At 58.7% G+C, this 21,821-nt stretch carries 16 protein-coding genes; 7 read left to right on the forward strand and 9 right to left on the reverse strand.

The features are described from left to right. Positions 1-70 precede the first annotated feature (70 nt). The 3 genes from Mal15_RS25610 to Mal15_RS25620 all read left to right on the forward strand — a co-directional run bounded on the left by Mal15_RS25610 (position 71) and on the right by Mal15_RS25620 (position 3,778). Positions 71-1,711, forward strand: a complete 1,641-nt coding sequence (locus Mal15_RS25610; protein ID WP_147870350.1) for a putative Ig domain-containing protein — start codon at positions 71-73, stop codon at positions 1,709-1,711. 451 nt (positions 1,712-2,162) lie between these two features. Then, on the forward strand, positions 2,163-2,867 hold the full coding sequence (locus Mal15_RS25615; RefSeq protein WP_199773735.1) for a response regulator transcription factor: 705 nt from the start codon (positions 2,163-2,165) through the stop codon (positions 2,865-2,867). A 209-nt stretch (positions 2,868-3,076) separates the two neighbouring features. After that, the gene (locus tag Mal15_RS25620; RefSeq protein WP_167547043.1) at positions 3,077-3,778 is read left to right on the forward strand and encodes a DUF3179 domain-containing (seleno)protein; all 702 of its coding nucleotides are present in this window, start codon (positions 3,077-3,079) and stop codon (positions 3,776-3,778) included. 34 nt (positions 3,779-3,812) lie between these two features. Here the strand turns inward: Mal15_RS25620 and Mal15_RS25625 are convergent, their stop codons facing one another. Further along, on the reverse strand, positions 3,813-4,325 hold the full coding sequence (locus tag Mal15_RS25625; protein ID WP_147870352.1) for a hypothetical protein: 513 nt from the start codon (positions 4,323-4,325) through the stop codon (positions 3,813-3,815). 13 nt (positions 4,326-4,338) lie between these two features. Between Mal15_RS25625 and Mal15_RS25630 the strand changes: the two genes are divergently transcribed. Together Mal15_RS25630 and Mal15_RS25635 are read left to right on the forward strand one after the other, a co-directional pair. Then, positions 4,339-4,845: a hypothetical protein gene (locus Mal15_RS25630; protein ID WP_147870353.1), complete on the forward strand. Its 507-nt coding sequence runs from the start codon at positions 4,339-4,341 to the stop codon at positions 4,843-4,845. Between the two features lie 274 nt (positions 4,846-5,119). Further along, complete coding sequence (locus Mal15_RS25635) at positions 5,120-6,265, forward strand: serine hydrolase domain-containing protein (RefSeq protein ID WP_167547044.1); 1,146 nt, start codon at positions 5,120-5,122, stop codon at positions 6,263-6,265. A 242-nt stretch (positions 6,266-6,507) separates the two neighbouring features. Here the strand turns inward: Mal15_RS25635 and Mal15_RS25640 are convergent, their stop codons facing one another. The 3 genes from Mal15_RS25640 to pdxA all read right to left on the reverse strand — a co-directional run bounded on the left by Mal15_RS25640 (position 6,508) and on the right by pdxA (position 10,652). Then, the gene (locus tag Mal15_RS25640; RefSeq protein ID WP_147870355.1) at positions 6,508-7,734 is read right to left on the reverse strand and encodes a hypothetical protein; all 1,227 of its coding nucleotides are present in this window, start codon (positions 7,732-7,734) and stop codon (positions 6,508-6,510) included. Positions 7,735-7,880: 146 nt separating this feature from the next. After that, a complete protein-coding gene (locus Mal15_RS25645; RefSeq protein ID WP_233903028.1) occupies positions 7,881-9,524 on the reverse strand; it encodes a DUF6798 domain-containing protein in 1,644 nt (547 codons plus the stop codon). 81 nt (positions 9,525-9,605) lie between these two features. Further along, entirely contained in the window at positions 9,606-10,652 is a 1,047-nt protein-coding gene (gene pdxA, locus Mal15_RS25650) for a 4-hydroxythreonine-4-phosphate dehydrogenase PdxA (protein WP_147870356.1), read from the reverse strand. A gap of 327 nt (positions 10,653-10,979) precedes the next feature. Here pdxA and Mal15_RS25655 point away from each other — a divergent pair, with 327 nt between their 5' ends. Next, complete coding sequence (locus Mal15_RS25655; protein WP_167547045.1) at positions 10,980-12,557, forward strand: C25 family cysteine peptidase; 1,578 nt, start codon at positions 10,980-10,982, stop codon at positions 12,555-12,557. Between the two features lie 234 nt (positions 12,558-12,791). Further along, the gene (locus Mal15_RS25660; RefSeq protein WP_147870358.1) at positions 12,792-13,349 is read left to right on the forward strand and encodes a hypothetical protein; all 558 of its coding nucleotides are present in this window, start codon (positions 12,792-12,794) and stop codon (positions 13,347-13,349) included. Between the two features lie 176 nt (positions 13,350-13,525). Here Mal15_RS25660 and Mal15_RS25665 read toward each other — a convergent pair whose 3' ends face one another. The 5 genes from Mal15_RS25665 to Mal15_RS25685 form a co-directional block, all read right to left on the reverse strand. Next, positions 13,526-16,057, reverse strand: coding sequence for a PVC-type heme-binding CxxCH protein (locus tag Mal15_RS25665; RefSeq protein WP_167547046.1), 2,532 nt, complete (start codon positions 16,055-16,057; stop codon positions 13,526-13,528). Positions 16,058-16,164: 107 nt separating this feature from the next. Beyond that, complete coding sequence (locus Mal15_RS25670; protein ID WP_147870360.1) at positions 16,165-19,287, reverse strand: protein kinase domain-containing protein; 3,123 nt, start codon at positions 19,285-19,287, stop codon at positions 16,165-16,167. 96 nt (positions 19,288-19,383) lie between these two features. Next, on the reverse strand, positions 19,384-20,112 hold the full coding sequence (locus Mal15_RS25675; protein ID WP_147870361.1) for an RNA polymerase sigma factor: 729 nt from the start codon (positions 20,110-20,112) through the stop codon (positions 19,384-19,386). Next, positions 20,109-20,915: an ABC transporter permease gene (locus Mal15_RS25680; protein WP_147870362.1), complete on the reverse strand. Its 807-nt coding sequence runs from the start codon at positions 20,913-20,915 to the stop codon at positions 20,109-20,111. Before Mal15_RS25680 ends, Mal15_RS25675 begins: the two co-directional genes overlap by 4 nt. Positions 20,916-20,928: 13 nt before the next feature. Beyond that, positions 20,929-21,615: an ABC transporter ATP-binding protein gene (locus tag Mal15_RS25685; RefSeq protein ID WP_147870363.1), complete on the reverse strand. Its 687-nt coding sequence runs from the start codon at positions 21,613-21,615 to the stop codon at positions 20,929-20,931. Between the last annotated feature and the right edge of the window lie 206 nt (positions 21,616-21,821).

Raw genomic sequence — 21,821 nt, forward strand, 5'->3', positions numbered from 1 at the left:
GACGACCGGACTGCCATCTTTGAGGTACCGAAAACCGGTGTCCAGAGTAAACCGATATGCCAAGATAATCTTGCAGCTTTCCAGTGACGGTGGTGGGATGATCGCGCACCGATTTGATATCGATGCCGAATTGCGTCGGTCCGATGTGAACTATCTGTTAGTGGATTCAAGGCCGCCAGATTTCGTCCGCGTCGGCGAAGCAGTGGACTACCAGATCACTGCGAAGTCGAAGTCGGGTGGTATCGATTTTTCACTGGAAGACGCCCCTGACGGGATGGAGCTTTCTGAACAAGGCAGATTGACGTGGACACCGGGTGTTGACTCGCCTTCTCCCGCAACGGTCATCACCTCAGTCAGCGACGGTTCTGGCCAGCAGGTTTTTCACATGTTCGAAATCGCTGTTGCCGGGGTGAACAACGATCGTGCCAAACACTTGAAACTGCCAAAGCCTTCCAACGCATTGCCGGTACTGCCAAGTGTTCGAATGGCCGACGGACGAGGAGCGGACCATGTTGCCTTTCCTGGACCGATTGGTCGGATTGTTGCAGGTGGCTCCGGTCGTTTTCTGTTTTGCCACCTCGAATCGGTTGGCAGAGTTGCCGTAGTTGATCTCTTCCAAAGGAAGATCGTTCACTATTTGCCCGCGCCAGGCAATGCCCGTGTTGTTGCCGGTGCGACTCGCGCGCTGGTTTTCGACTCCGCCGTTGGTGTTGTAATGCGATACCGCTTGGACACGTTTGAATGTGACGCGGTAGGAGAGCTTCCTTATGAAGGAAACCTGGACTATGCCGCCATGGGCGCTGGATCGGAAGGGCCCGTGATGTTGCGCACCTCAAAAGAATCGTCGTTCTCGTTTCATCTAATGGACATCGATTCATTGAAACTAATCAGTAATGTGTGGCCGTCTTTGTCTCATCCTCGGGGGATTCTCAGTGCAAAACACGTGATTCGCGCCAGTACAGTTGGAAATGTGTTTAGCATTAATGAAGGCGCTACGTTTGTTCTTCGAGGATCTATGATGAATAAACTCGGCGGAATCCACGGCTCGTATGTCGGTGGGGGATTACTTTCTTCCGATGGCTCGTACTCCGTAGTCGGGGATAAGCTCTACGATGCTCGCCTGAGCTTGGTGGGCGAGCCTTCCAAGTACTACATTAATGCAGTTCCGTCGATCACCGGCCCCTACTTCCTGGCGTTTATGCCTGAGCAAAAGGAAGCGGGGTCCGAAAAACTTTCCGCTACCGTGCGACTGTTCGGCGAAGAAAAACCCGTTGCGAAGATCGCTGACTTCGCAGAGCAATCCAATGTCTTTTACAAGCGGTTTGAGGAACGAATGCCGATGTTCTTTGCCCCCGAGGCAAACGTGATTGCAATTCGTTCGAGTAAGGAAGACAGGATCGATCTTCGAAGTTTTGACGTCGAGAACGCTCTGGCGTCATCGGACGTTGACTATTTCTTCGTTGATTCGCTTGCCGTTACGGTTGCTCAATGTGGTGAGCAATACCGGTATCAGCTTTCGGTGAAATCAAGGCAGAAGGGCTTTCGTTTTCGACTTGAAAGAGGGCCACGCGGAATGCAAATCACAGAAGACGGGACGCTGACCTGGAACGTTCCCGGAATACCCGGCGAGCATCACCTTGTGGTGGTAGCGGTGGTGCGCGGCGACTCGCGTGAGGCTCACCACACCTTCAGGATTACCACGCATCGGTAAGCCGCCCTTGAAAAGAGGCTGCCGTCATCGAACCAACGCGGATGACAGACAGGCAGCGAAGACATTCTCCGCCGTATGGTCAGTCTTGCCGAAGGGAGTGACAGTCATCGTCACCGCAGTTCACCCAGTGGCATTGCACGATGGGGATGCCGCCACTCCCCCTGTGCAGGCTGGGGGTTGGCGATGCTCCACTGTTCGCTGTTTCACTAGTTTCGTCTCGCGTTCACAGTCGCAATACTCTTTTTCGCTGAACAGAATTGCCTTTTCTACGAGGCTTTTTCGCTCTTTTCCGTGAACGACGCTCCTGGGTGGAACCATTTTGTTCGCCAGACACTCCAACCCATCTGGGCACGTCACTTGCGTCTCAGCGTTTACGAATACGCGATCTAGATCGTTTGGTGAATCTCAGAGCGATCGAGAAGGATGGAGCAGTAAAAATCCCCTGAGGCAAATGGAAAGTCAAAAGCGTTTGATCGTTTTCCACCGCAATCGCCTATTTCGCGATTGCCTGGCAACATTTTTGGATAACGAGAAGAACTACGATGTCAGCCCCTATGATCACGACCCCCATGATCACGACGCGGACGACTGGAAAAATCGTCTTCTGGAAAGTGGTGCCGACATCCTGCTACTGGATGTCAATCTCGCCGGCGGGCTTGCGGTGGAAGTCACCAGGATGTTCTATGAATTGGCAGGTGGGACGAAAATCATTCTGCTCGTCCCCGATGAACACGATTATTTGTCGGCCTGCATGGCGATGGGGGTGCATGGCTGTGTCCTCGAACGCTCGTCACTGAGCGACCTCAGGGAGGCAATCCACAGGGTGCTGTCTGGGGACAAGTTTTGTTCACCCGATTTCGTCGCCAGCATGTTTGCTGAAATCCAACGGTTGTCGAAACCGACCGCCTGGGTTCCTCCATCGCTGCCCGATGAACCCCGATTGACGTCGAGGGAAATCGAGGTGATGGAATTGCTCAACCAACGCAAGAGCAACAAGGAGATCGCGTCGAAGCTGTGCGTGTCTCTGTTCACCGTGAAAAACCACGTCCGGAACATTCTCGAAAAGCTGGACGTGGATAACCGCATGGAAGCCGTTGATGTCGCTCGAAAGCGACTTGACCTTGCTCCGCCCATGGAAGTGAAGCGACAACGCTAACGCGACCCCTCATCCAAGTCGTTAGCGTCTGGCGTTCGTTCAACACCTTCTCTCTCAAAAAGATCGTTGGACCGTGTGTAAAAACGAGCCTCCGACCGTTTAGACAAACAGCAGGCTGCGGCGGGGGATGGGGCAATCGGACCATTGAAGTGGTGCGACCGAGATGTCGTCGACCGCTTATGTACACGGCTCCATGTTCAATCGACAAGATGTCAAAACGATCCTCCGAATTCACCCCCATTTTGACCTTCGGCGTCATCCTTGCGGTGGGGCTCGTGCTCGGCCGCGTCGCGGTCGGATTACTTGCCAGCCAAGATCGCGCGTCGGGTGACCGGATCGTGCAAGAGCTGTCACCTGCGGATGCTCAATCAAACGCTGGCGGAGACACGGGCACTGGCGGAGACACGGGGCAAGACAGATTCCACAAGCCCCTCAAAATGACTGTGGATCATCCTGGAGTCGAACAGCCGCCGCTTCAACGAAGCGAGACCGTCGACTTGATCGATTCCACGCCGGTGGTCGGGATTGAGGTGGAGGATCAAGCGATCGCGTTCGTCCTGGAAGCGATGAGGGATCCCAAGGCGCATGTCGTCAACTTGCATTTCGGACAAACGACGTCGATCTCTGTTTCGTACTGTTATCTGGTTGACTGCGTGCGTGTCGTGAAAGACGACTCGGAATCTCCCATTCCGCTGCACGTCGGGGGACTGGATATCAACAATCAGATGGTCTTCCTGCTCAACGGCAAACGGTATGGCCAGATGTCCGCAGAATTGCCACTGGATGATTATCCCTACGCGCGGACCACGTGGGGTGTTTGGAAGCAACGGCACCCGAAAACACGCATCTGCGTCCCTCCCTCCCGCGCATCGATTGAGCATCTGAAACGCAAGGCCGATTCGGCGACTTGATCCACGCCCGTTCATGTCCACCGGAAACGTTGCGCTAAGCCGTCGGCTCCGACCGGGCCAGTTCAACCGTTCTCTCCCAACGCGATCGCAGCACGTCCATTTGATCGCGGCTCCATCCTTGGCCGATCAGGCTGGCCCCGTGTAGTCCGCCGATCACCAACACCGACACCGGCACGACGACCAACGACCACGGCGGGTTGCCCATCGACCACTGCACGAAACCGAAGATCAACGCGCCGAAGAAGCAGCACGCGGCAACCAGGTAAATGGCCATCACCATCGTCCAAATCTCCGGACGCGGCGAAAATCGACAAAACGCCTCGGTAGACGTCGGTTCGTCCATGCGGTTCAATTGAACGGACAGGTGGGGCGACCAAAACCGTTGGTCCGCCGATTCGATTTGATAGTCGATCACCCAGCCGGCCGATGCGGCGTGGGAAGCGAGTTCGTCGGATTGAATCGCACGTCGCAGGCGGTGCTTGGCTTCTTCGCGTTCCCAGGGAAGCTGAACTCGAAATGTCGGCTGCATCTGAATCTGATTCGTCATTCTCTCGCTCCTGATGGCAAAGCAAACCGAAGACCGTGAAGATTTGCTCCGCGACGGCACCGCCATGACCGTGCGCGGCCGGCTGTGGGTGGGCAACGCCGAAGTCGTGATCGGATTCCGGTCCCAAGGACAGTTGAGCCTGTATTGGGATCAAGATCCGGTGTTCCAATTCGATGAGTCTGGGCGGCTGCGGCGTGCGTTTGTCGATGCCTGCCGTTTGAAAGCCCAAAACGGACGTCTGGTTCGATTGCTTCAGACGCGCCCGTCGGATGATCAACCGGTCAACCGCTTGCAATTGCTGACCGGGCCGGTTTCCGATGCCGACCAAGCAGCCATTCTACAGCGGCTCGCCGAAGCGTTGCAACAAATCGATGTGGTGTTGGAACAGGTGGAGAGCGGGGGCCGCGGGATTGAATTGCAAACCGTTGGGGCGTCCGCAGCTGACTTCGCCCGGCGTGTGCGGCGGTGGATTGAGGCGTGGAAGGGGACGCAGGGCGTGGCGGGGGATCCGTCGGCGTGATGGGGCGGATGGAGAGAAGGCAGAATGATGCGGGGCAGAATGATGCGGGGGCAAAACGATGGGGGCAAAACGATGGGGCGGGCGGAGAGGAGGCAGAATGATGCGGGGCAGAATGATGGGAGGGGTGGATGATGGGAGGGGTGGATGATGGGAGGGGTGGATGATGGGAGGGGTGGATGATGGGAGGGGTGGATGATGGAGACGTGCAGGCGGTTGGACTACATTGTTCGCTCTTGACGTCGGTTTGTCGCTTCCCTTGACCCATGGATTCCTTGTGACACGTCTTGATTCCTGGCTTCTGTTTGTCTGCGTCTTGCTCGCGCCCGCCGTCGTCCCAGCCGACGACACGACACAACCACTGGACCATCATGCTCAGGTCTCCGCCTGGGTCGATGCCGCGATCAAGGACGGTGACCTTCCCGGCGCGGTGGTTTGTGTCGCGGATGGAAAACAGATTCGGTATCTTGAGACGTTCGGCAACCGTCAGGTCGAACCGAGCGAGTTGCCGATGACGACCGACACGGTGTTTGATCTCGCGTCGATCACCAAACCGGTGGCGACGGCAACCTCGATCGCCTTGTTGGTCGAGCGTGGTCAGATCGATCTGGACGCGCCGGTTTCCAAATACCTGCCGGAATTTACGGGGCACCAAAAGGAAACGATCACCGTCAAACAATGCTTGTTGCACGTCAGCGGATTGACGCCGGACAATGCGTTGTCGGATTATCAGGACGGTGCGCAGATTGCTTGGCGGCGGATCTGTGATTTGAAACTGCGTTCGGACCCGGGGACGAAGTTTGCTTATAGCGACGTCGGGTTCATCGTGCTGGGCAAGTTGGTCGAAGCGATCAGCGGCAGGCCGTTGAATGTGTTTGCCAAGGAAGAGATCTTCCAGCCGATGGGGATGCACGAGACGATGTTCAACCCGCCGGAAGACTTGAAACGCCGCGCCGCACCGACGGAAAAACAGGCCGACGGTTGGCTGAAGGGCGACGTGCACGATCCGCGAGCGTCACGTCTGGGCGGCGTCGCGGGACATGCGGGTTTGTTTTCGACCGTGAATGATTTGGTGCTCTATGGCCAAAACCTGTTGGCCGCGGACCAGGGTAACTCGACGGTTATCCAGCAAGAAACGTTGCGCCGCATGACCGCGCCGCACGATGTCCCTCCACAATCTCCCCGCGGGACGCGGACGCTGGGTTGGGATCACCAGTCACCCTATTCCAGCAACCGCGGCACGGCGTTGTCTCTGCGGGCATTCGGGCACGGCGGGTTCACCGGCACGGTGCTGTGGATCGATCCGGAAAAGGACTTGATCTTCATCTTCCTCAGCTCACGATTGCATCCCGACGGCAAAGGCAGCGTCAACCAATTGGCCGGCAAGATCGTCACGCTGCTCGCCGACAAGGCAAAGCCCTAGCCATACCACGCGCGACGCGTTCGGAGAGTCGCCGTGTTCTCCGAACTCGGCGCGGGCGCGAAACAGTGAAGCTGTGCCCCGCGCCGACCTCGGAGAGGACGGCGACTGTGCCCCGCGCCGACCTCGGAGAGGACGGCGACTGTCCAGTCCAAGTGAAAACGAAGCTGCGGTAGACGTCCAGCCTGCCATTGCGGTGACGAGGGACACAAGGGCTGGTGCTGTCCCGCTTGGCAACGGCATGATCACTGCGATCCCGCCAGCCACTGTTGATAGACCGGTGAGGCGGCGAAGCGTTTGAAGTCTTCGACCGTCGTCAGGTCGGTGAATTCATAGCCGTATCGATCGCGGAGTGCGGTCAGGTGGTGCAGCGTCGACTGGTGATCGTCGCCAGCCAGGGAGACGGTCAAAGCGAAATCGTGAGCGCCGGCAAGCTGCAAGGCGTCGACGTCGACGGTCTCCAGCATCTCGGCCGCCTGCTCGGTTGCCCCGAACGTTGCCCGCACGCCGGCGACAAGCGTTGTCAGATAAGGATCGCCGCCGGTCCATTTTTGGATCGAATCGTACGACTTCATCAACAGCGCCTCGTCTTCGTTGATGCCCGCCGCGTCCAAGGTGATCAACCCCAGGCAGGCGTCATTGGGAAACCGCTCGGAGTATTCGTTGATCGCCTCGACATACGCGTCATAATCCCCTTCGGCCAGCGACATCACGCGAAACAGCATCGGCAACTTCATCTGTTTCGTCTTCGCGGGCAGTTCGTCGTAGATTTCTAAGGCCCGCTGATAGTTCGACTGCTGAACCGCGTTGGACATCTCCTGTTGCTTGGTCAGGTTATCCATTTCGGTCTTCGCCGTCCCCGACAGTCGGGCGAGTACAGAGTTTTGACTTTGGATGACCGCGGCGACGTTGGTCCGCAGCGAATCACCGAAGGATTCGCCGGTCATTGCAATGAACAGGTGATCGCCGACGACTTTGCCGTCCTTCCGCGTCAATTGGATGTCGTGGTAATTGGTGCCACCGTCGCTGGTCAGCAATCGCATGACGACGTGCTGCGATTGGCCGCGCTGAACCGTGTGGACCAAGCGGTACGACCCGCTCTGTTGAATCCCCTGATGAATCACGCCGACCAGATTTTTCACGGCTTGCGATGCCCCCTGATGAAACCCGGATCGAAAGCGGGGATCCACATCGAACCCGGCCAAGGCACGGTCAAAAATCGCTTCCCAGTCGATCAGCTCTCGAGCCGTGGCGGCGTCGTTTTGCTGGATCGCTTGCTGCCACCGTGCGGCAAACTCGTTCGCTTCGTCGCTGCTGACATCCGAAACAACCGCATCGTCACCCGTGTTGATTTCTTCCAGTCGCGCCGGTTCGATTTCGGTGGTCGTTTGCGTTGTCGATTGATTGCATCCGACCAGCAGGGCCGGCAGCAACACGGTCGGCATAAACTGTGATGGACCTCTCTCACGCACGGTCGAACTCCTGAAAGACATGATGGTTGGATTGCATCGTCACGGTGACCGCCGGCAATGTGAAAACGTCATCGGTGACGGCACACAGCATACCCGATCGCGATCGCGCGGGAGGGCCGACGTCTAGAAAATGAGCCGACCGCTCGTTAGTCGTAGGGCAATTCGTAGACGCTGTAGGTTTCGTTCTGCTGGCCGGCAACGGGATAAACCTTGACCAGCGGCAATCGTTTCGTCGCGATGCGATTGTCAACGATCATGAAGCGGACGCCGTAACGTTCGCGGTACTCGCGCAGCCGTGAGTAACGGATCGGGACTCGCATCGAATTGAACGAAACCACTCCCATCCGTTTGGGAAAGATATCATCGAACCGCTTTTGCCATTGCAGTAACGACGTTGCATCTTGCGGCACGTCTTTCCAATTAGCGACCTCGGCGCGCGACGAATACCATTTAAAAGTTTGTTGGTGTCGCGGCGTCAAAAAAATCTCCTCGCCAGGCATTGCGACGCGCACCCAATCGCAAACCGCCACCCAATCGCGGTGCGAGCGTTGCTGTTGCTCGGCGTCGGCATTCAAGGCGACGCCTAGCAGACGGTGGCTGGTCGAAGGCGGGATGCCGATTCGATTTCGCTGCGTGGCCGAATGGATCAACATGCCCGCCGTTGTTAGTAGCACCAAAACCGCTAGGGCGCGGCTAACGCCGGCTTGTCCTCCCGGTTTCGGGGCCACAATCAGCCGCATCATCCACAGTGCCAACACCAACGGGACGATCGCATCGCTGAGCCGGAACCAATAGTAACGCAGCAGTTTGGCCGCCAGATCGGGCATCACCGCGGGAAGTGCGCCGACGATCAATCCGCACCCGGCAATCATCAATGCCCCCGTCCCGATCCAAATCACGCGCCGCATTTCCCCTGTCGCTCGGCCGCGCCAAACCAGCATCACCAGGGCACCAGCCAGCACACCATGACGAACGAACCAATGAAGCGGAAAGTCTCCGGGCAGCAAATGGTGCCGGATCCTCATGTAGCTGTAGATTTTGGCCGCCTGCACGCTCTCTTCCGCCGTCGCCCCCAGCGTCAAACGGATCGCCGGCAGCAAGCCGAGCAGGGCGAGCGCGCCTCCGATGAAAAGCCCGACGCTGAAGAATCGTGCCGGTGGCTGATCGGGGCTGCGGAACCACTTTTCGGTCACGCCAAAGGCAATGGCCCCGGCGACCACCGCCCAGCCACCGGTCAACACATGAAACGCCGATGCCCCGCCGAACCAGATCCAGCCGCGCGACCAGTTGTGACGGGCAATCTCCGCCATGCCCATCAACACCATCGCATAGGCCGGCACTTTGGCTTCGATCCCGCCGACCACCCACTCGCCGGCCAGGTTCCCATATTCGATTCCGACCAGCCACAACGTCGCGACGCCCAGCGAGGAAAACGCGGGCAACGACAGGCTGCGGCAACACCGGACCAATCCGATTGCCAGCATCGTCCAGCCGATCAAACGCCCGATCCACGCGGTCGCCTCAAGCGAAACGACTTGCGTCAGCGCGCCGAACGTCCAGTAAAAGGTCGTGTGAGCCTTTCCCGACGCGGCGAACAGATCCTGCGAGCAGAACGTGGGGTCCCAAAAGTTCTTTGCCTTGACCAAATAGTGAGCTTCGTTGACCGCCGGCGGTGGATCTGCCGCGTAGACAAAAAACAACGCCAACAGCGCAACGGTCTCCAGGCCCGCGCTCCAAACGGAGCGGCGGCGACCGGCTGGTAATTCGTCGATCGATGTCTCTGCGCTCAACGTCTCTGCGCTCAACGTTCTTTACTGTGCTGTCAATGTGGGAGAGGCTTTCAGGCTGTCGAATCCGCGATTGCCGACTCACTACCGACACAATTCGATCGCGCGGTCGATTGCCGAACGCATGCTATTGGCACTGGCCGTCCCTTTCCAGGCGAGATCCATCGCCGTTCCGTGGTCGACGCTGGTGCGAACGATCGGCAACCCGAGTGTGATGTTGACTGCGTCGTCGAACGAAAGTGCCTTCAGCGGAATCAGCCCCTGATCATGATACATGCAGATGTGCACGTCGGTTTGGTCACGCATCGCCGGTGTGAATGCGGTGTCGGGAGGAACGGGACCGACCAGATGCCAATCGCGGTTTTCCGCTTCGCATTCCTGGGCGATCAACTCCATCGCCGGGCGGATCAGGGTCTCTTCTTCGCCATGGCTGAGCAATCCGCTTTCACCGGCGTGTGGATTCAACGCCAGTACGGTGATCCGTGGCGGTCGGCCGAATCGTTTCTCCATCGCCGATCCGCCCAGTCGGATCGCACGTGCGATCTGGTCGACCGAGAGCGACGCGATCACATCGGCAAGCGGCACGTGGATGGTCGCCAACACGGTCGAGCAAGCCGGACCGGACAGCATCATGCAGAAGTCGGTGGTCTGCGTCCGATCGGCCAACAGTTCGGTGTGTCCCAAATACCCCGTGCCGGCGGCGTGCCACGCTTCTTTCTGAATCGGACCGGTCACGATGGCGTCGAAGTTTCCCGCCAGCGTTTGGCTGATCGCCACGTCGACCGCCGCAAAGGAGGCCAGGCCGGTTTTTCGCGAAAATTTTCCGGGCACGAATGACTCGAGCGGCACGTCACCGCAGTCGACCAGCCCTGACGGCGGATAAGGCCCGGCACCGGCCAGTTGCTCGATCGTGACCTTCGGGGGCAACTCCAGATCACGCATCGCTGCAAGCTTTCCCAGGATCACAGCTGGGCCGACTAGAATAGGAAGGCAGCGGCTGCGTACCGACGCTTCGGCTGCGCAGGCTAAAGCGAGTTCCGGCCCGACCCCCGCTGCGTCGCCGACGGTGATGGCCAGACGGGGTTTGTCACGGCGGGCGGACACCGCTTCAGATGGCGACGGGTCAGACATTGGACTAGCGTTTTCCTTGGGAATTGGTTGAGATAGTGGGGGAGCGACCGCCACGAGGTCGCAGGATCGTCTTCCAGGTTTTCATCATCGAAGATGAACCGTCTGGATGACGAATTGTCTGTTTTGACGGGCGGGACGCCTATCCCACAAACGTTACTGAAAGGAAAGGCAGGATTGGGACCTACGCAAGTCACGTTTTTGCACACTGGCACCCCTCGCCCCGTAAAGCCGGGGGAGAAGGGAGCCCTCGTGAGTTGTGAGAATACCAATGCCTGTCAGGAGGGTGGAGTTAAAGATGGCACAACCTCGAGACGCAAGAGGCGATGCGTGCCGATCGCATTAATGTACCTCGTCGCGGTCGTGTTTCTGTTTTTGCCGACCGCCTACGCTGCGGATCCCGAAACGGCCGAAACCGCACTGGTCGTTTGTCCGTCTGATCTTCGCGAGCCGCTCGAAGCATGGATCGACTATCGCCGCAAACAAGGCATTGCGGTTCGCGTGATCGGTTCGTCCGCCACGGCAGGGGAGTTGTCGAAGGCGATTCGCAAGAACGCGATCGCTTCCGATCGTTTCTTGTTGCTGGTCGGCGACGCGCCGGTGATCGGTGCGGCGGCCGATACCCGCACGCAGGTGCCGATGCACTACCTGGCCACGACGGTCACCGCCCGATTCGGCAGCACGCCGACGATGGCGACCGATTATCCCTACAGCGACATCGACTCGGACGGGCGATCCGATCTGGCGGTCGGTCGATTGCCGGTCGATTCGGCGGACGAATTGCGTGATCTGGTTCGACGGATCAAAGCCTACGAGACCAGCCGCAATTTTTCGCTCTGGCGGGAACGCGTTCAGCTGGTCGGCGGGGTCGGCGGTTTCGGAATGCTGGCCGATTCGGCGATCGAATCGGTCACGCGGATGATGGTGACCGCGTCGTTGCCGATGTCCGTCCGCACCAGTGTCGCGTACGGAAGTCCCGGCCATCTGTTTTATCCCAGCAAACGGTTTACCGATTCGGTTTCCGAGCGTTACACCCAGGGCTGTCGATTCTGGGTCTATGCCGGTCACGGCATGGTCGATCGGTTGGACAGTGTGCCCAGCGGTCCGACCGGCGTTCCGGTGCTCGATGGCGATTCCATCAGCAACCTGAAATGTGATCCGGCCAACGCCCCGATCGCCGTGTTGCTGTGCTGTTTCACCGGCGCCATCGACGCGGGCATTGACAGTTTTGCCGAACGCCTGTTGTTGCATGAATGTGGTCCGATCGCGGTGATCGCCGGCAATCGAGTGACGATGCCCTACGGCAACGCGTCCTTGACGCTCGGATTGATCGATTCCATTTACGGACAGAACGCCGATGAAACACCGGCCGATCGCTTGGGGACTGCATGGTTGTCGTCGATCCGGCGGCTGGAATCCGAAGACGAGTCGACCGAGAAGGGGCAGTTGCGAATGATGGTCGACGCCGTCGCGACCTTGGTCAGCCCTGCAGGAACGAAACTCGCCGATGAACGCAGCGAGCACGCGGCGCTGTACGGCTTGCTGGGCGACCCGATGTTGAAACTGCACCCGCCCGCGGCGGTCGAAATCGAAACGGAGACGGGGTTTGACTTCGGTGCCCCGATCAAAGTCACCGTGACCAGTCCGATCGACGGTGAATGCGTGGTGATGCTCGATCATCCGCTGGGGGAGACTCGCAAGACCCAGCCCGGCCAACCCAAACCGGATCCGAACCAAATCACGCTGGCCCGGGCGGCCGAACCGATTTCGGCAGGCCAGCCAAAGACCTTTGTGATCGATCTGGACGATCAACGCAGCGGGTTGATCGCGATTCGGGTCCACGTTTCCGGCACCGACACCTGGGCCGCCGGCGGCGGAAAAACGATCGTCCGCCCGGCGAGCCGCTAAATCCATGTCACCGTGGGGGTGACGTAGCTACGCTCGCCAGAGCGTGGAAAGCGTCGGGATCCACCTTCTGGCGAAGGTAGCTACGATCGCACAGTCGCCGTCCTCTCCGAGGTCGGCTCCGGGCGAAGCTTCGCTTTTCGGGGCGCCGAGTTCGGAGAACACGGCGACTCTAACGACGCACTGCCAGGCGGGATTTCGTAGAATGTTTCGACACCATTATCCGACAAGCAGCTCATGAAAGTCATCTCGCTCAATTGCAATCACTGCGGCGCCCCGCTGGATGTTCCCGCGAAGGCTCGTTTCGCGACCTGCGGTTTCTGCCAGGCGAAGCTCGCGGTCGAGCACGTCGGCAACAGCTACTCGACGTCGGTCTTGGACGAGCTGAAGGAAACGACTGAAAAAATCGCACGCGACGTAGCGGAGATGAAATCTTCCAGCGAGATCAAGGAACTGGACGAACGCTGGCAGCGAGAGCGATTGTCCCACATGGTGACCGGCAAGCACGGCCAGCAGAGTCTGCCGACCAAGACGGGAGCGGTCGCCGGTGGCATCATGATTGCCGCGTTCGGTCTGTTTTGGACCATCATGGCGGCCGGCATCACCAGTGCTGGTGCCCGCGTTGGTGCGCCGGGCGTCGTTCGCATCTTTCCCCTGTTCGGCGTCCTATTCATCGGCTTCGGCATCTTCATCGCCTTTCGGATCTTTTCCCGCGCCGACGCCTACGAACGAGCCAACAAGAAGTATCTCGACCAGCGACGGGAACTTGCGAGGGAGCAGACGCGGACTGATTGAGACGCGTCCAACCATCGCTCCGGACGAGCACTTTGTCGGCGTGATGCATCAAGAAGTTTTCCCACGGATGGCAGCGCGAACCCACGGATTAAGAAAATGACGTGGAATCTGTGGGTTCTCGCTGCCATCGGCGGGTTTAGAAAAAGTCATGATCGCATCCCAGAGATTGACTTCGCCTAAGCATCCAGCGTCATCAAGTAGGCGATCAAGTCGCGAAGCTCGTCGACCGACATCAGTTGCTCCAGCCCGTCGGGCATCAGCGACGTCGGCAATGCCTGATACGCTTCGACTTCCTCGCCCTTGAAATAGCGATTGTCGCCGTTTTCGGTGGTCAACACGATCGCTCCGCCGGCTTTGTGATCCAGTTGCAATCCGCGGTGAACGACGCCGTCGTCGGCGAGCACCATCCAGGCTTGGTACTGCGGCGGAAACTCGGCCGAGGGGGCCAAAATCGCATCGATGATTTGTGATCGAGTTTTCGAGCGCGCGACGCCGGCAAGCCCCGGTCCGAGCGTCTCGCCACGCCCATTCGTCCAGTGACACTTCACACAACCCACACGCGGACTGTGAAAGACGTGTCGGCCGAGCAGGGCGTCGCCGCCGCCGGCCAAGGCAGCGTGCCAATCGTCCCGAGATCTGGGACGCTCCGGGTTGTCGGCGACGGTCGGCTGAAACGCTCGCAAGGTTCGACGAGCCTGCGTGGCGACTTGGGGTGAAGTATCCTGCGTCAGCGCGTTCAGCGTTTCCGAATCCAGCCCCTGGACAGATCCAATCGCCGCCAATGCATGGGTTCGTACGGCAACGGAACAGTGAGGGTCTTTGGCCAATGCAATCAATTCATCCTTGCTCTGGTCGGCGATCCCCAACTGTGCCATCACGTCCATCGCGGCGATTCTTAGCGGATCTGAGTTTCCCTGCAAGAATCCCACCAGTGTTTGCAACTGGTCGTGTCCGAGTTGCGAATCAAAACGGCTGATGGCCAGGCTCCTGACTTCCGCCGCAAGCGAAGTGTCCTTGGCAAGACGAACGATCACATTCCGGTCCAGACTCCGTGGCAACTTGTTCGCCTTTCCTGGTGCGGGATCGTTGTAGGCCCGGATAAACTCGGGTGTCAATAATTCGGTCGCGGCCAGATAGGTTTCCAACACGACCGGCGTCACCGGTTGCACCCTCAGTGCGCTGCTGATGTCAGCGGCCAACGATAACTCCATCGACTCACCGGCCCACATCAACGCAGCCTGACGAATCTCGGGGGCGGGATCGGCAAGTAATCTCCGAATCAGAGTGGTGTTCTTGAGATTTGCGCGTTTGCTTGCCAACAGCCCGACCATGCGCAACGAAGCGTCGCCGCCGAGACACGCTTCGCGGGCGTCCGACATCCCTTCGGCGGACAGTCGCATCACGGCGGCGTGTCGAACGATCGGATCGGCGAAATTCCCCAATGACAACTGCTCCACGATCGCCGCGCCCTCCATCGATTCGACTTTACCAATCTGCTTCTGCTGGTCAGACAGTTGGTAGTCGGCAAAGGAGTCGCGCGGCTGGATCGACTCGGTCCCCGGTTTGACGGTGACGCGCCAGATCCGGCCGCGTCCGTGATTGGGATAATCGACCAGCACCCAATCGGTGAGGAACAGGTTTCCGTGGCGATCACAATCCAATGCGACGGGACGAAAGTCTTGATCGCCGCTCAGGAAGACCGACTTGCCGGTCAGCGTTGCCGAGTCTGGATCCAACTCAAATCGCTCGATCGAGTTCTCATTCCAGATCGTCGCCAAGACGCTGTGTTGGTAATCTTTCGGCAGAGCGCTGCGCCGGCAATCGATCAGCCCTGATGGCGCTTCGCCGGTGCCGGCAATGTAGGGCAACGTCCCCGGCAAGGTTCCGTCCCAGCCTTGGAACGGATGCGTCCCCGCTCCACCGAACATCGACTTGTACCCGTAATCACCGCCGCGGACGACTTGCAATAACCGGTTTGGGCCGCGGGCGTCGGGGTCGTTGTCGACCAACAGCAATCGGCCGTGGGCATCGAATTTCAAGTCGAACGGATTCCAAAAGCCCGTGGCAAACTCACTGAGCCGCGTTCCGTCGGGCCGACATCGAATCACATTGCCGCCGTCGCCGTACCCCGCGACGTACGAATCATCACGGCCGACCAACCGATACGCATCCGAGCCGGTGTTTCCACGTCCGACGTACATCCAACCATCGCGATCAAACGTGATCGAAAGCAAACTGTTGTGCGCGTAACGCTGTTCGGTGACCAATTGCAGCACCCGATCCTTGCGGTCACAAACGCCGTCGCGATCCTCGTCGACCAAGCGCAACACTTCGCGGGCACAGACGACGTACAGTTCCCCATCGGGCGAAAACGCCAGATTCATTGCCTGGTGGATGCCATCGGCAAACACGCTGACCGTGTCCGCGCGCCCGTCATCGTCTCGATCGACGAAGATCTTGATCCGGTCGCTGTCGGGACCGGTGTATCCGCTGGGCGGGTTGTGCGTGTGCGATTCGATGACGAACACGCGATCTCGATCGTCGATCGCCATTCCGATCGGCGTCATGATCTCGGGATCTTCGGCGAACAGGGTCAACTGAAGCCGGTCATCGGTCAGGACCGGTTCGGCCGCATCCACTCGTATACCAACGTTGATCGCCGCAATGACCAGAAATAATGCGACGAATCCGGTGGATCGAATTGGCAAGTGACGGAATCTATCGGGATCGATGGACGGCATTTCGTTGGTGAACAGGATGTGTGTAACGTCGGTCGGCTGGCAGGATGACGACGCATTGTACCGGTTGGCCCGGCCTATCTGACCATCAAGTAGGTTCCTGAAAAACGATCGCTGAAGCATTGGTTTCCGCGAACAAACGGGACAACGACCATCGTTACGGCGACCAGACAAAGACCAGCGACAACAGCGGACAGCAGAAACGATTGACTCCAATAGCCCCCGTATTCTTTGCTGATCACCAGCGGTGTGCCGTAGACGACGATCACCAGCACGGGAAGCCCGCCGATCAACATGCGAATGAAAACGCGTAGCCCTGACGCCCGCTTCCCACGACGGTTGACCAGCACCAGACCGAACAGCCGCATCAACAATCCGCCGCGAAATAGCAAACCGGTCAATAGACTCGGCAGCCAGATGAATTCCAGCCACGTGTAGGCCGGCCCAAGTGGCGTCCAAAACGAAAATTGAATTTCGACCCGATTCCCCGGGTTCTCGATCCAGTCTTGCCGCAAGCCGTCATACCGCTCGGTTGCGACACGCAGTTCCTCTGCCGTGGGCTGTTGGGCATCGATCGCCTGCCGCAGTGCAATTCGGTCCGCGATCGTGAGCTGCACCGTGGCGTAGATCGAATTCATCATATCTTTGTCTTCGAACACATGTTTAAAGTTTCCCGCGACATAACGCTGTACCGCCACCAGGCGATCGACACGCTCGGCGGTCAATAATTCCTCCTCACGTCTCAGGACCTGGACGACTTCGTGAAGTTGATCGACTTCCGGATACCGCTGTTTCTGAATCTCGTACAGAAACGCTGCGAACAGTCCGAACACCACGGTCAGCAGGGGAATGCTGAGTGAGACGGCCACCATGGCAAGAACGCGAGCCCGCAATTTGATCGCTCGATCGGTGTCCACGCCGTGGAGGATCTGCGTCGCTTCGGCAGGACTTTGCGCTACTGAGACTTGGATCATCGCATCACGTTGTTCGAGCGACCACGATTGACATTGAACCGTCGGTGTGCGTTCTTCCTGCAACACACAAGACGCAGCGCGGCGGACCAGTGAAAGCGATGGGTTTTTCGATGGTGGATCTGCTGTTGATTCGTCTCCGTCTGCGGGACCATCGTCCGCGTGGTCATCGACGATATCAAACGGCAACCATTTAAGATCATCCAGGTCGGTGGCCCACCATCGTTCCAGCCGGTGGCGATTCAAGTCCTTTTCGCTACCAGAATCGTTTTCGCCCGACTTGACTGACAAATCGACCAGGCGTCGCATCAGCCGGATCGCGCTTGACCCGCTGATTGAAGTCAGCCGTTTGATCAAGGGACGTCCGGGCGGAGCTTCATAGCAATCCCAGCACTCCGCCTCGGTTCGTCGCCCACCGAGCCAACGAAGTGTCTCACGGCTCGTCGAATCCCGCTTCTCTAACGGGACCATTGGCGTGCCGATCGGTTGCAGATGCAACCAAACTCGACGCAATAGTTTGGCATCGTAGCCGAGCACCAGCTGTTCGCCGTCCCACTCGAACAGCGTTCGCAGCCGAATGTAGGGGCCAACCTTTTCCGAATCCGATTCAGAATCGAACGCGTCATTTTCTAGCTCGGTGAGTCGCCGAGGCGAATCGGCGGCGAACTCCAAGACACGCGTCGAAGTGATCTGGTCATGAATCGCGGCATAACCGTTATTCGCTCGCGCCGTCACGAACAAGCCGAACTTCAGAGCGAAGTAGGACCAGCCGACCATCATTGCCAAGATGACGGAAGGCCCGAAATAGAAGTCGGTGGAGTCCCGTGTCAGGTTGGCCAAATTAAAAACGGTCGACGGGATCACGGGGACGCCGAGATACAGAAACGCTCGACCGATGGTTTGTGACAATGTGGGGCGGTTGTCGCCGCTGGTGACACGAAGACCGAGGACCTTTTTGCCGATCGTGTAACCGTATTTCCATTCGGCAATCGCAAAATAGGCGATCGTCGCAGCGACCGCCGCCCATTGCAACAGGATCGTTCCCAGACTGCGTGTCGCCCCAAAGTCGGTGGACAAGTCGCCGCGATACTGACTGAAAAAGCTGATCGGTAGCAGAACGACCCAACAGATCGCGGTGTCGACGATTCCGGCCAACGTGCGATCGCCCAATGAAGCAGCGACGGGAGAGCGGGAACTGAACGGACGGAGTGCTTGACGAAGCGATTCGTAGCTGTCGAACCGCTGGCCGGCGGGTTTCTGCAAGCACCGCTGGATCACCGCATCCAATTCATCGGGGATGTCGCTGCGAAACGTCGCCGCGGCGGGAGCGGATTTGTCGAGCACCGTCGCCAACAAGTGGATCATGTTGTCGGCGTCGAAGGGGACCTTACCGGTCAGCAAATAGAACAACGTGACGCCGACAGAATAGATGTCGCTGCGTCGATCGAGCGGTTCGCCGCGAAGCTGTTCCGGTGACGCAAAGGCCGGTGTTCCCAAGAACGTCCCTTCGATCGTCACCTCCGACATCGTCTTGAGATGGTCACCCGCGGTCGAAATGGACAAACCAAAATCGCCGATCTTGACCGCGCCGTCGGACGTGATGAAGCAGTTGGAGGGCTTGACGTCACGGTGCAGAACGCCGCGCTCGTCGGCGGCTTCCAGGCCATCGACGATTTGAATCACCGCGTCGACGGCATCGCGGATCGACATCGGACCGGCCTGCTTGACACGCTGGGCAAGCGTTCCTCCATCGACCAATTCCATCGAGATCGTCGGCACACCATCGATTTCTTCCGTGCCATAGACATACACGCTGTTGGGATGATTGATCGCAGCGGCCAGGCGGCCTTCACGCATAAACCTGGCCCGGGCTTCACCCTGATCGAGCGATTGGGCCAAGACCTTCAGCGCGACCCGCCGAGAGGTCGTCATTTGTTCTGCTTCATACACAACGCCCATCCCGCCATGGCCGAGCCGACGCACGATCCGGTAATCCCCGAATGGGGTGCCCGGCTGCAGATCCGCGAGCGCCGTGCTCGCGCCGATCGATCGCATCGAGTCAAAGCTTCGATCACCCGAAACCGAACGTGTTTCGGTCAGAAACGGATCGTCTCGCTGCGAATCGGACCGCTGCAACACGCCGCGCAACAAGCAAACCGGGCACATCGGTTGGCCGGTCGTCGGGGCAAGCGGGGTGTTACAGTGCGGGCATCGGTCGGGCAAATTCATGGGGCTTTCCGGTACGAATCGTGGTAACAAGGATGGGGTAACGGAAAGAATCCCGGGGGTTACAAGAAAAATGGAAAAAACATCTCGCGAGCGCGTTCAGCCTCCCAGTGCCTGGAACAATTGCCGGATCTCGTCCTCGATTTGTTCAGGCGATTCAACCGTCGACGCGATCTCGATTTCCAATTGCTTGCGATACCGCCTACGCAATCGGTGCACGGCGACTTTGACGTGAGACGGGGACATCCCCAACGAATCGGCGACCTGGGCATACGGCTTGCGATCGCCTGCGATTGATAAGTAGGGGGACAGGGCGTCGAACAACGCCGCGTTTCCCTCTCGCTGGTATCGCTGCCGGACGGAGTCCAAGACCTCGTTGAGAACGGTGATCGCCCATTGGCGGTTGAACTCGTCCTGAGGCAAGCTGTCGGTAGCGATCACATTCATCGGTTTCCCATGGGCGTCCTTTCGATCTAAGCTGATGATGCTTTTACCGCCGCCACGGCGCAGTGCGTTCGCCTTCGCTTTTTCGTTGGCCAAAAAGTTTTCCAGCGACGACAACAAGAACGTTCGAAATCGCCCGCGGCTACGATCGGCAATGGTAAAGACGTTTTTTTCCACGACGCGTGCGAAAAACGCCTGCACCAAGTCCTCCGCATCGGGTTCGTCATAGCCTCGACGTCGAATGAAGGCGAACAATGGGAACCAGTATCGTTGACAGAGCAACTCCATTGCATCCCGCGCTGATCGGGAATCGTCCTTTCCGGTGGAAATGACCACGCTCCACCGCGTCGTTTCAAAACTCGGATTGCTGGCAGAGTCAGTCATTTGGCATCTGCGTTTCGAATGATCTCGAACTTGAACCGATGGTTGGCGTCGAAAAGCCGCCGGACCGACAACAACACGACCGAGACGGTCCCCAGAGCCGTCGCGCCGGCGATCAAAAACATGATCACGATCTGGTAGCGGACCGCCTGGGCCGGATCCATGCCCGAGATCACTTGGCCGGTCATCATCCCCGGCAAACTGACCACGCCGACGACCATCATCGAATTGACAATCGGGATCATCCCCGTCCGCACCGCTTCCCGGATCGGTTCCCCCGCCGCTTCCCAACGCGTCGCCCCCAGCGCGATCAACGTTTCCACTTGCCCTCGCGAGCGAACCAGTGTTTCAGTCAGCGTGCTCAGGCCGACCGAAATCCCGTTCAGCGTATTGCCGAGTACCATGCCCAACAGTGGGATCGCGTATTGGGGTTCGTACCACTTGGGCAAATCACGAAAGACGAATAACAATACGTAACCGGTCAGCATCCAAGCGCAAGCCCAAACCGACGTGACGGCGATCAGGCGGATGCCGGGGAACTTGCGTTTGCTGCGATCGGCGGCGGATAATCCGGCGACCAGCGTCATCACCGCGGCGATCGCGATCACCACGTACCAGCGATCGACGCGGAAGACCCATGACAAGACGGCACCGACCAAGGCAAGTTGGACGACGGTGCGGACACTCGCGATCGCCAGCGTCTTTTCCAATCGCAGTCCCAGCACGACCGAGACGACTCCGTTGATGACGATCAACAGCCCAGCCAGTGCGACTTGCAGGTTTGTCAGTTCGATGTAGGGCGCCATTTGTTGTGTTGCTTCACGAAGTGGGGTGTTGCAAGCGTTGGATTTGGCCGGCATCCATCGTGATCAGCGAATCACAAACGCGATCGGCTTGACTGGGATCGTGCGATACCCAGATGAATGCCCGCCCGTCCGGCTTTTCCTCGTACCAACGCATCACGATCGATTCGACGTGGCGGGCCGATTGTCGATCGAGCGCCGATGTGGGTTCGTCCAGCAACAGAATGCAGGGTGACAATTGGATCGCGCGCAGCAGAGCGACGATCTGCGATTCGCCGCCGGAGAGTTGCTCGTGGGGCTGGTCCAAGAACGTCGCATCACGCGAGACCGTTGCCAGTTGGTCGATGATCCAGTCGCGATCGAAGGAGCGGCCGCGATGGATTTTCAGCTGCAGCGGTTGCCGCAAGATCGATTCTACCGTCCCTTCGAATCCGGCAGCCCGCTGATGGACGTAGATGACTTGGCTGCGGTAACGCGTGGCTCGATCGCTCGAGACCGACTCGGTCCGCCAGAACAACTGCCCCGAATCGATCGGTTCCAACAATGCCAAACTTCGCAACAGCAACGACTTTCCGCTGCCGGTCGGTCCGACCAACCCGAGTCGCATCCCGGCGATCAACTCCAATCCCACATGATCCAACAGCGTCCGCCCGGCGATTCGGCGGGTCAGGTCGACGGCTCGCAGCAGAACGTCGTGGCTCACGTAATGGGACTCTCGTTTGGCAGCACAGGGGCAATCCAAGGCCCGCGGCTAGCGCCGTCGGCTCATAGAGTAGGTGGCCGAGGCCCGCTTCGGAGGAACCGCCGGCCGGACGATCCGCGACAATGCTATCGTAGCGGAAGTCGTAGACGGCTTGTTGGTCGAGTCGAGGTTCGAACGTCGATCCGATCATGCCAGCCCGACGCGTA

The organism is Stieleria maiorica (genome assembly GCF_008035925.1).
Taxonomy (GTDB): Bacteria; Planctomycetota; Planctomycetia; order Pirellulales; family Pirellulaceae; genus Stieleria; species Stieleria maiorica.

Coding starts and splice junctions, on each gene's coding strand:
- Mal15_RS25615 (WP_199773735.1), top strand. CDS start 2,163: ATGGAAAGTCAAAAGCGTTTGATCGTTTTCCACCGCAATCGCCTATTT.
- Mal15_RS25620 (WP_167547043.1), top strand. CDS start 3,077: ATGTCAAAACGATCCTCCGAATTCACCCCCATTTTGACCTTCGGCGTC.
- Mal15_RS25625 (WP_147870352.1), bottom strand. CDS start 4,325: ATGACGAATCAGATTCAGATGCAGCCGACATTTCGAGTTCAGCTTCCC.
- Mal15_RS25630 (WP_147870353.1), top strand. CDS start 4,339: ATGGCAAAGCAAACCGAAGACCGTGAAGATTTGCTCCGCGACGGCACC.
- pdxA (WP_147870356.1), bottom strand. CDS start 10,652: ATGTCTGACCCGTCGCCATCTGAAGCGGTGTCCGCCCGCCGTGACAAA.
- Mal15_RS25660 (WP_147870358.1), top strand. CDS start 12,792: ATGAAAGTCATCTCGCTCAATTGCAATCACTGCGGCGCCCCGCTGGAT.
- Mal15_RS25670 (WP_147870360.1), bottom strand. CDS start 19,287: ATGAATTTGCCCGACCGATGCCCGCACTGTAACACCCCGCTTGCCCCG.
- Mal15_RS25675 (WP_147870361.1), bottom strand. CDS start 20,112: ATGACTGACTCTGCCAGCAATCCGAGTTTTGAAACGACGCGGTGGAGC.
- Mal15_RS25680 (WP_147870362.1), bottom strand. CDS start 20,915: ATGGCGCCCTACATCGAACTGACAAACCTGCAAGTCGCACTGGCTGGG.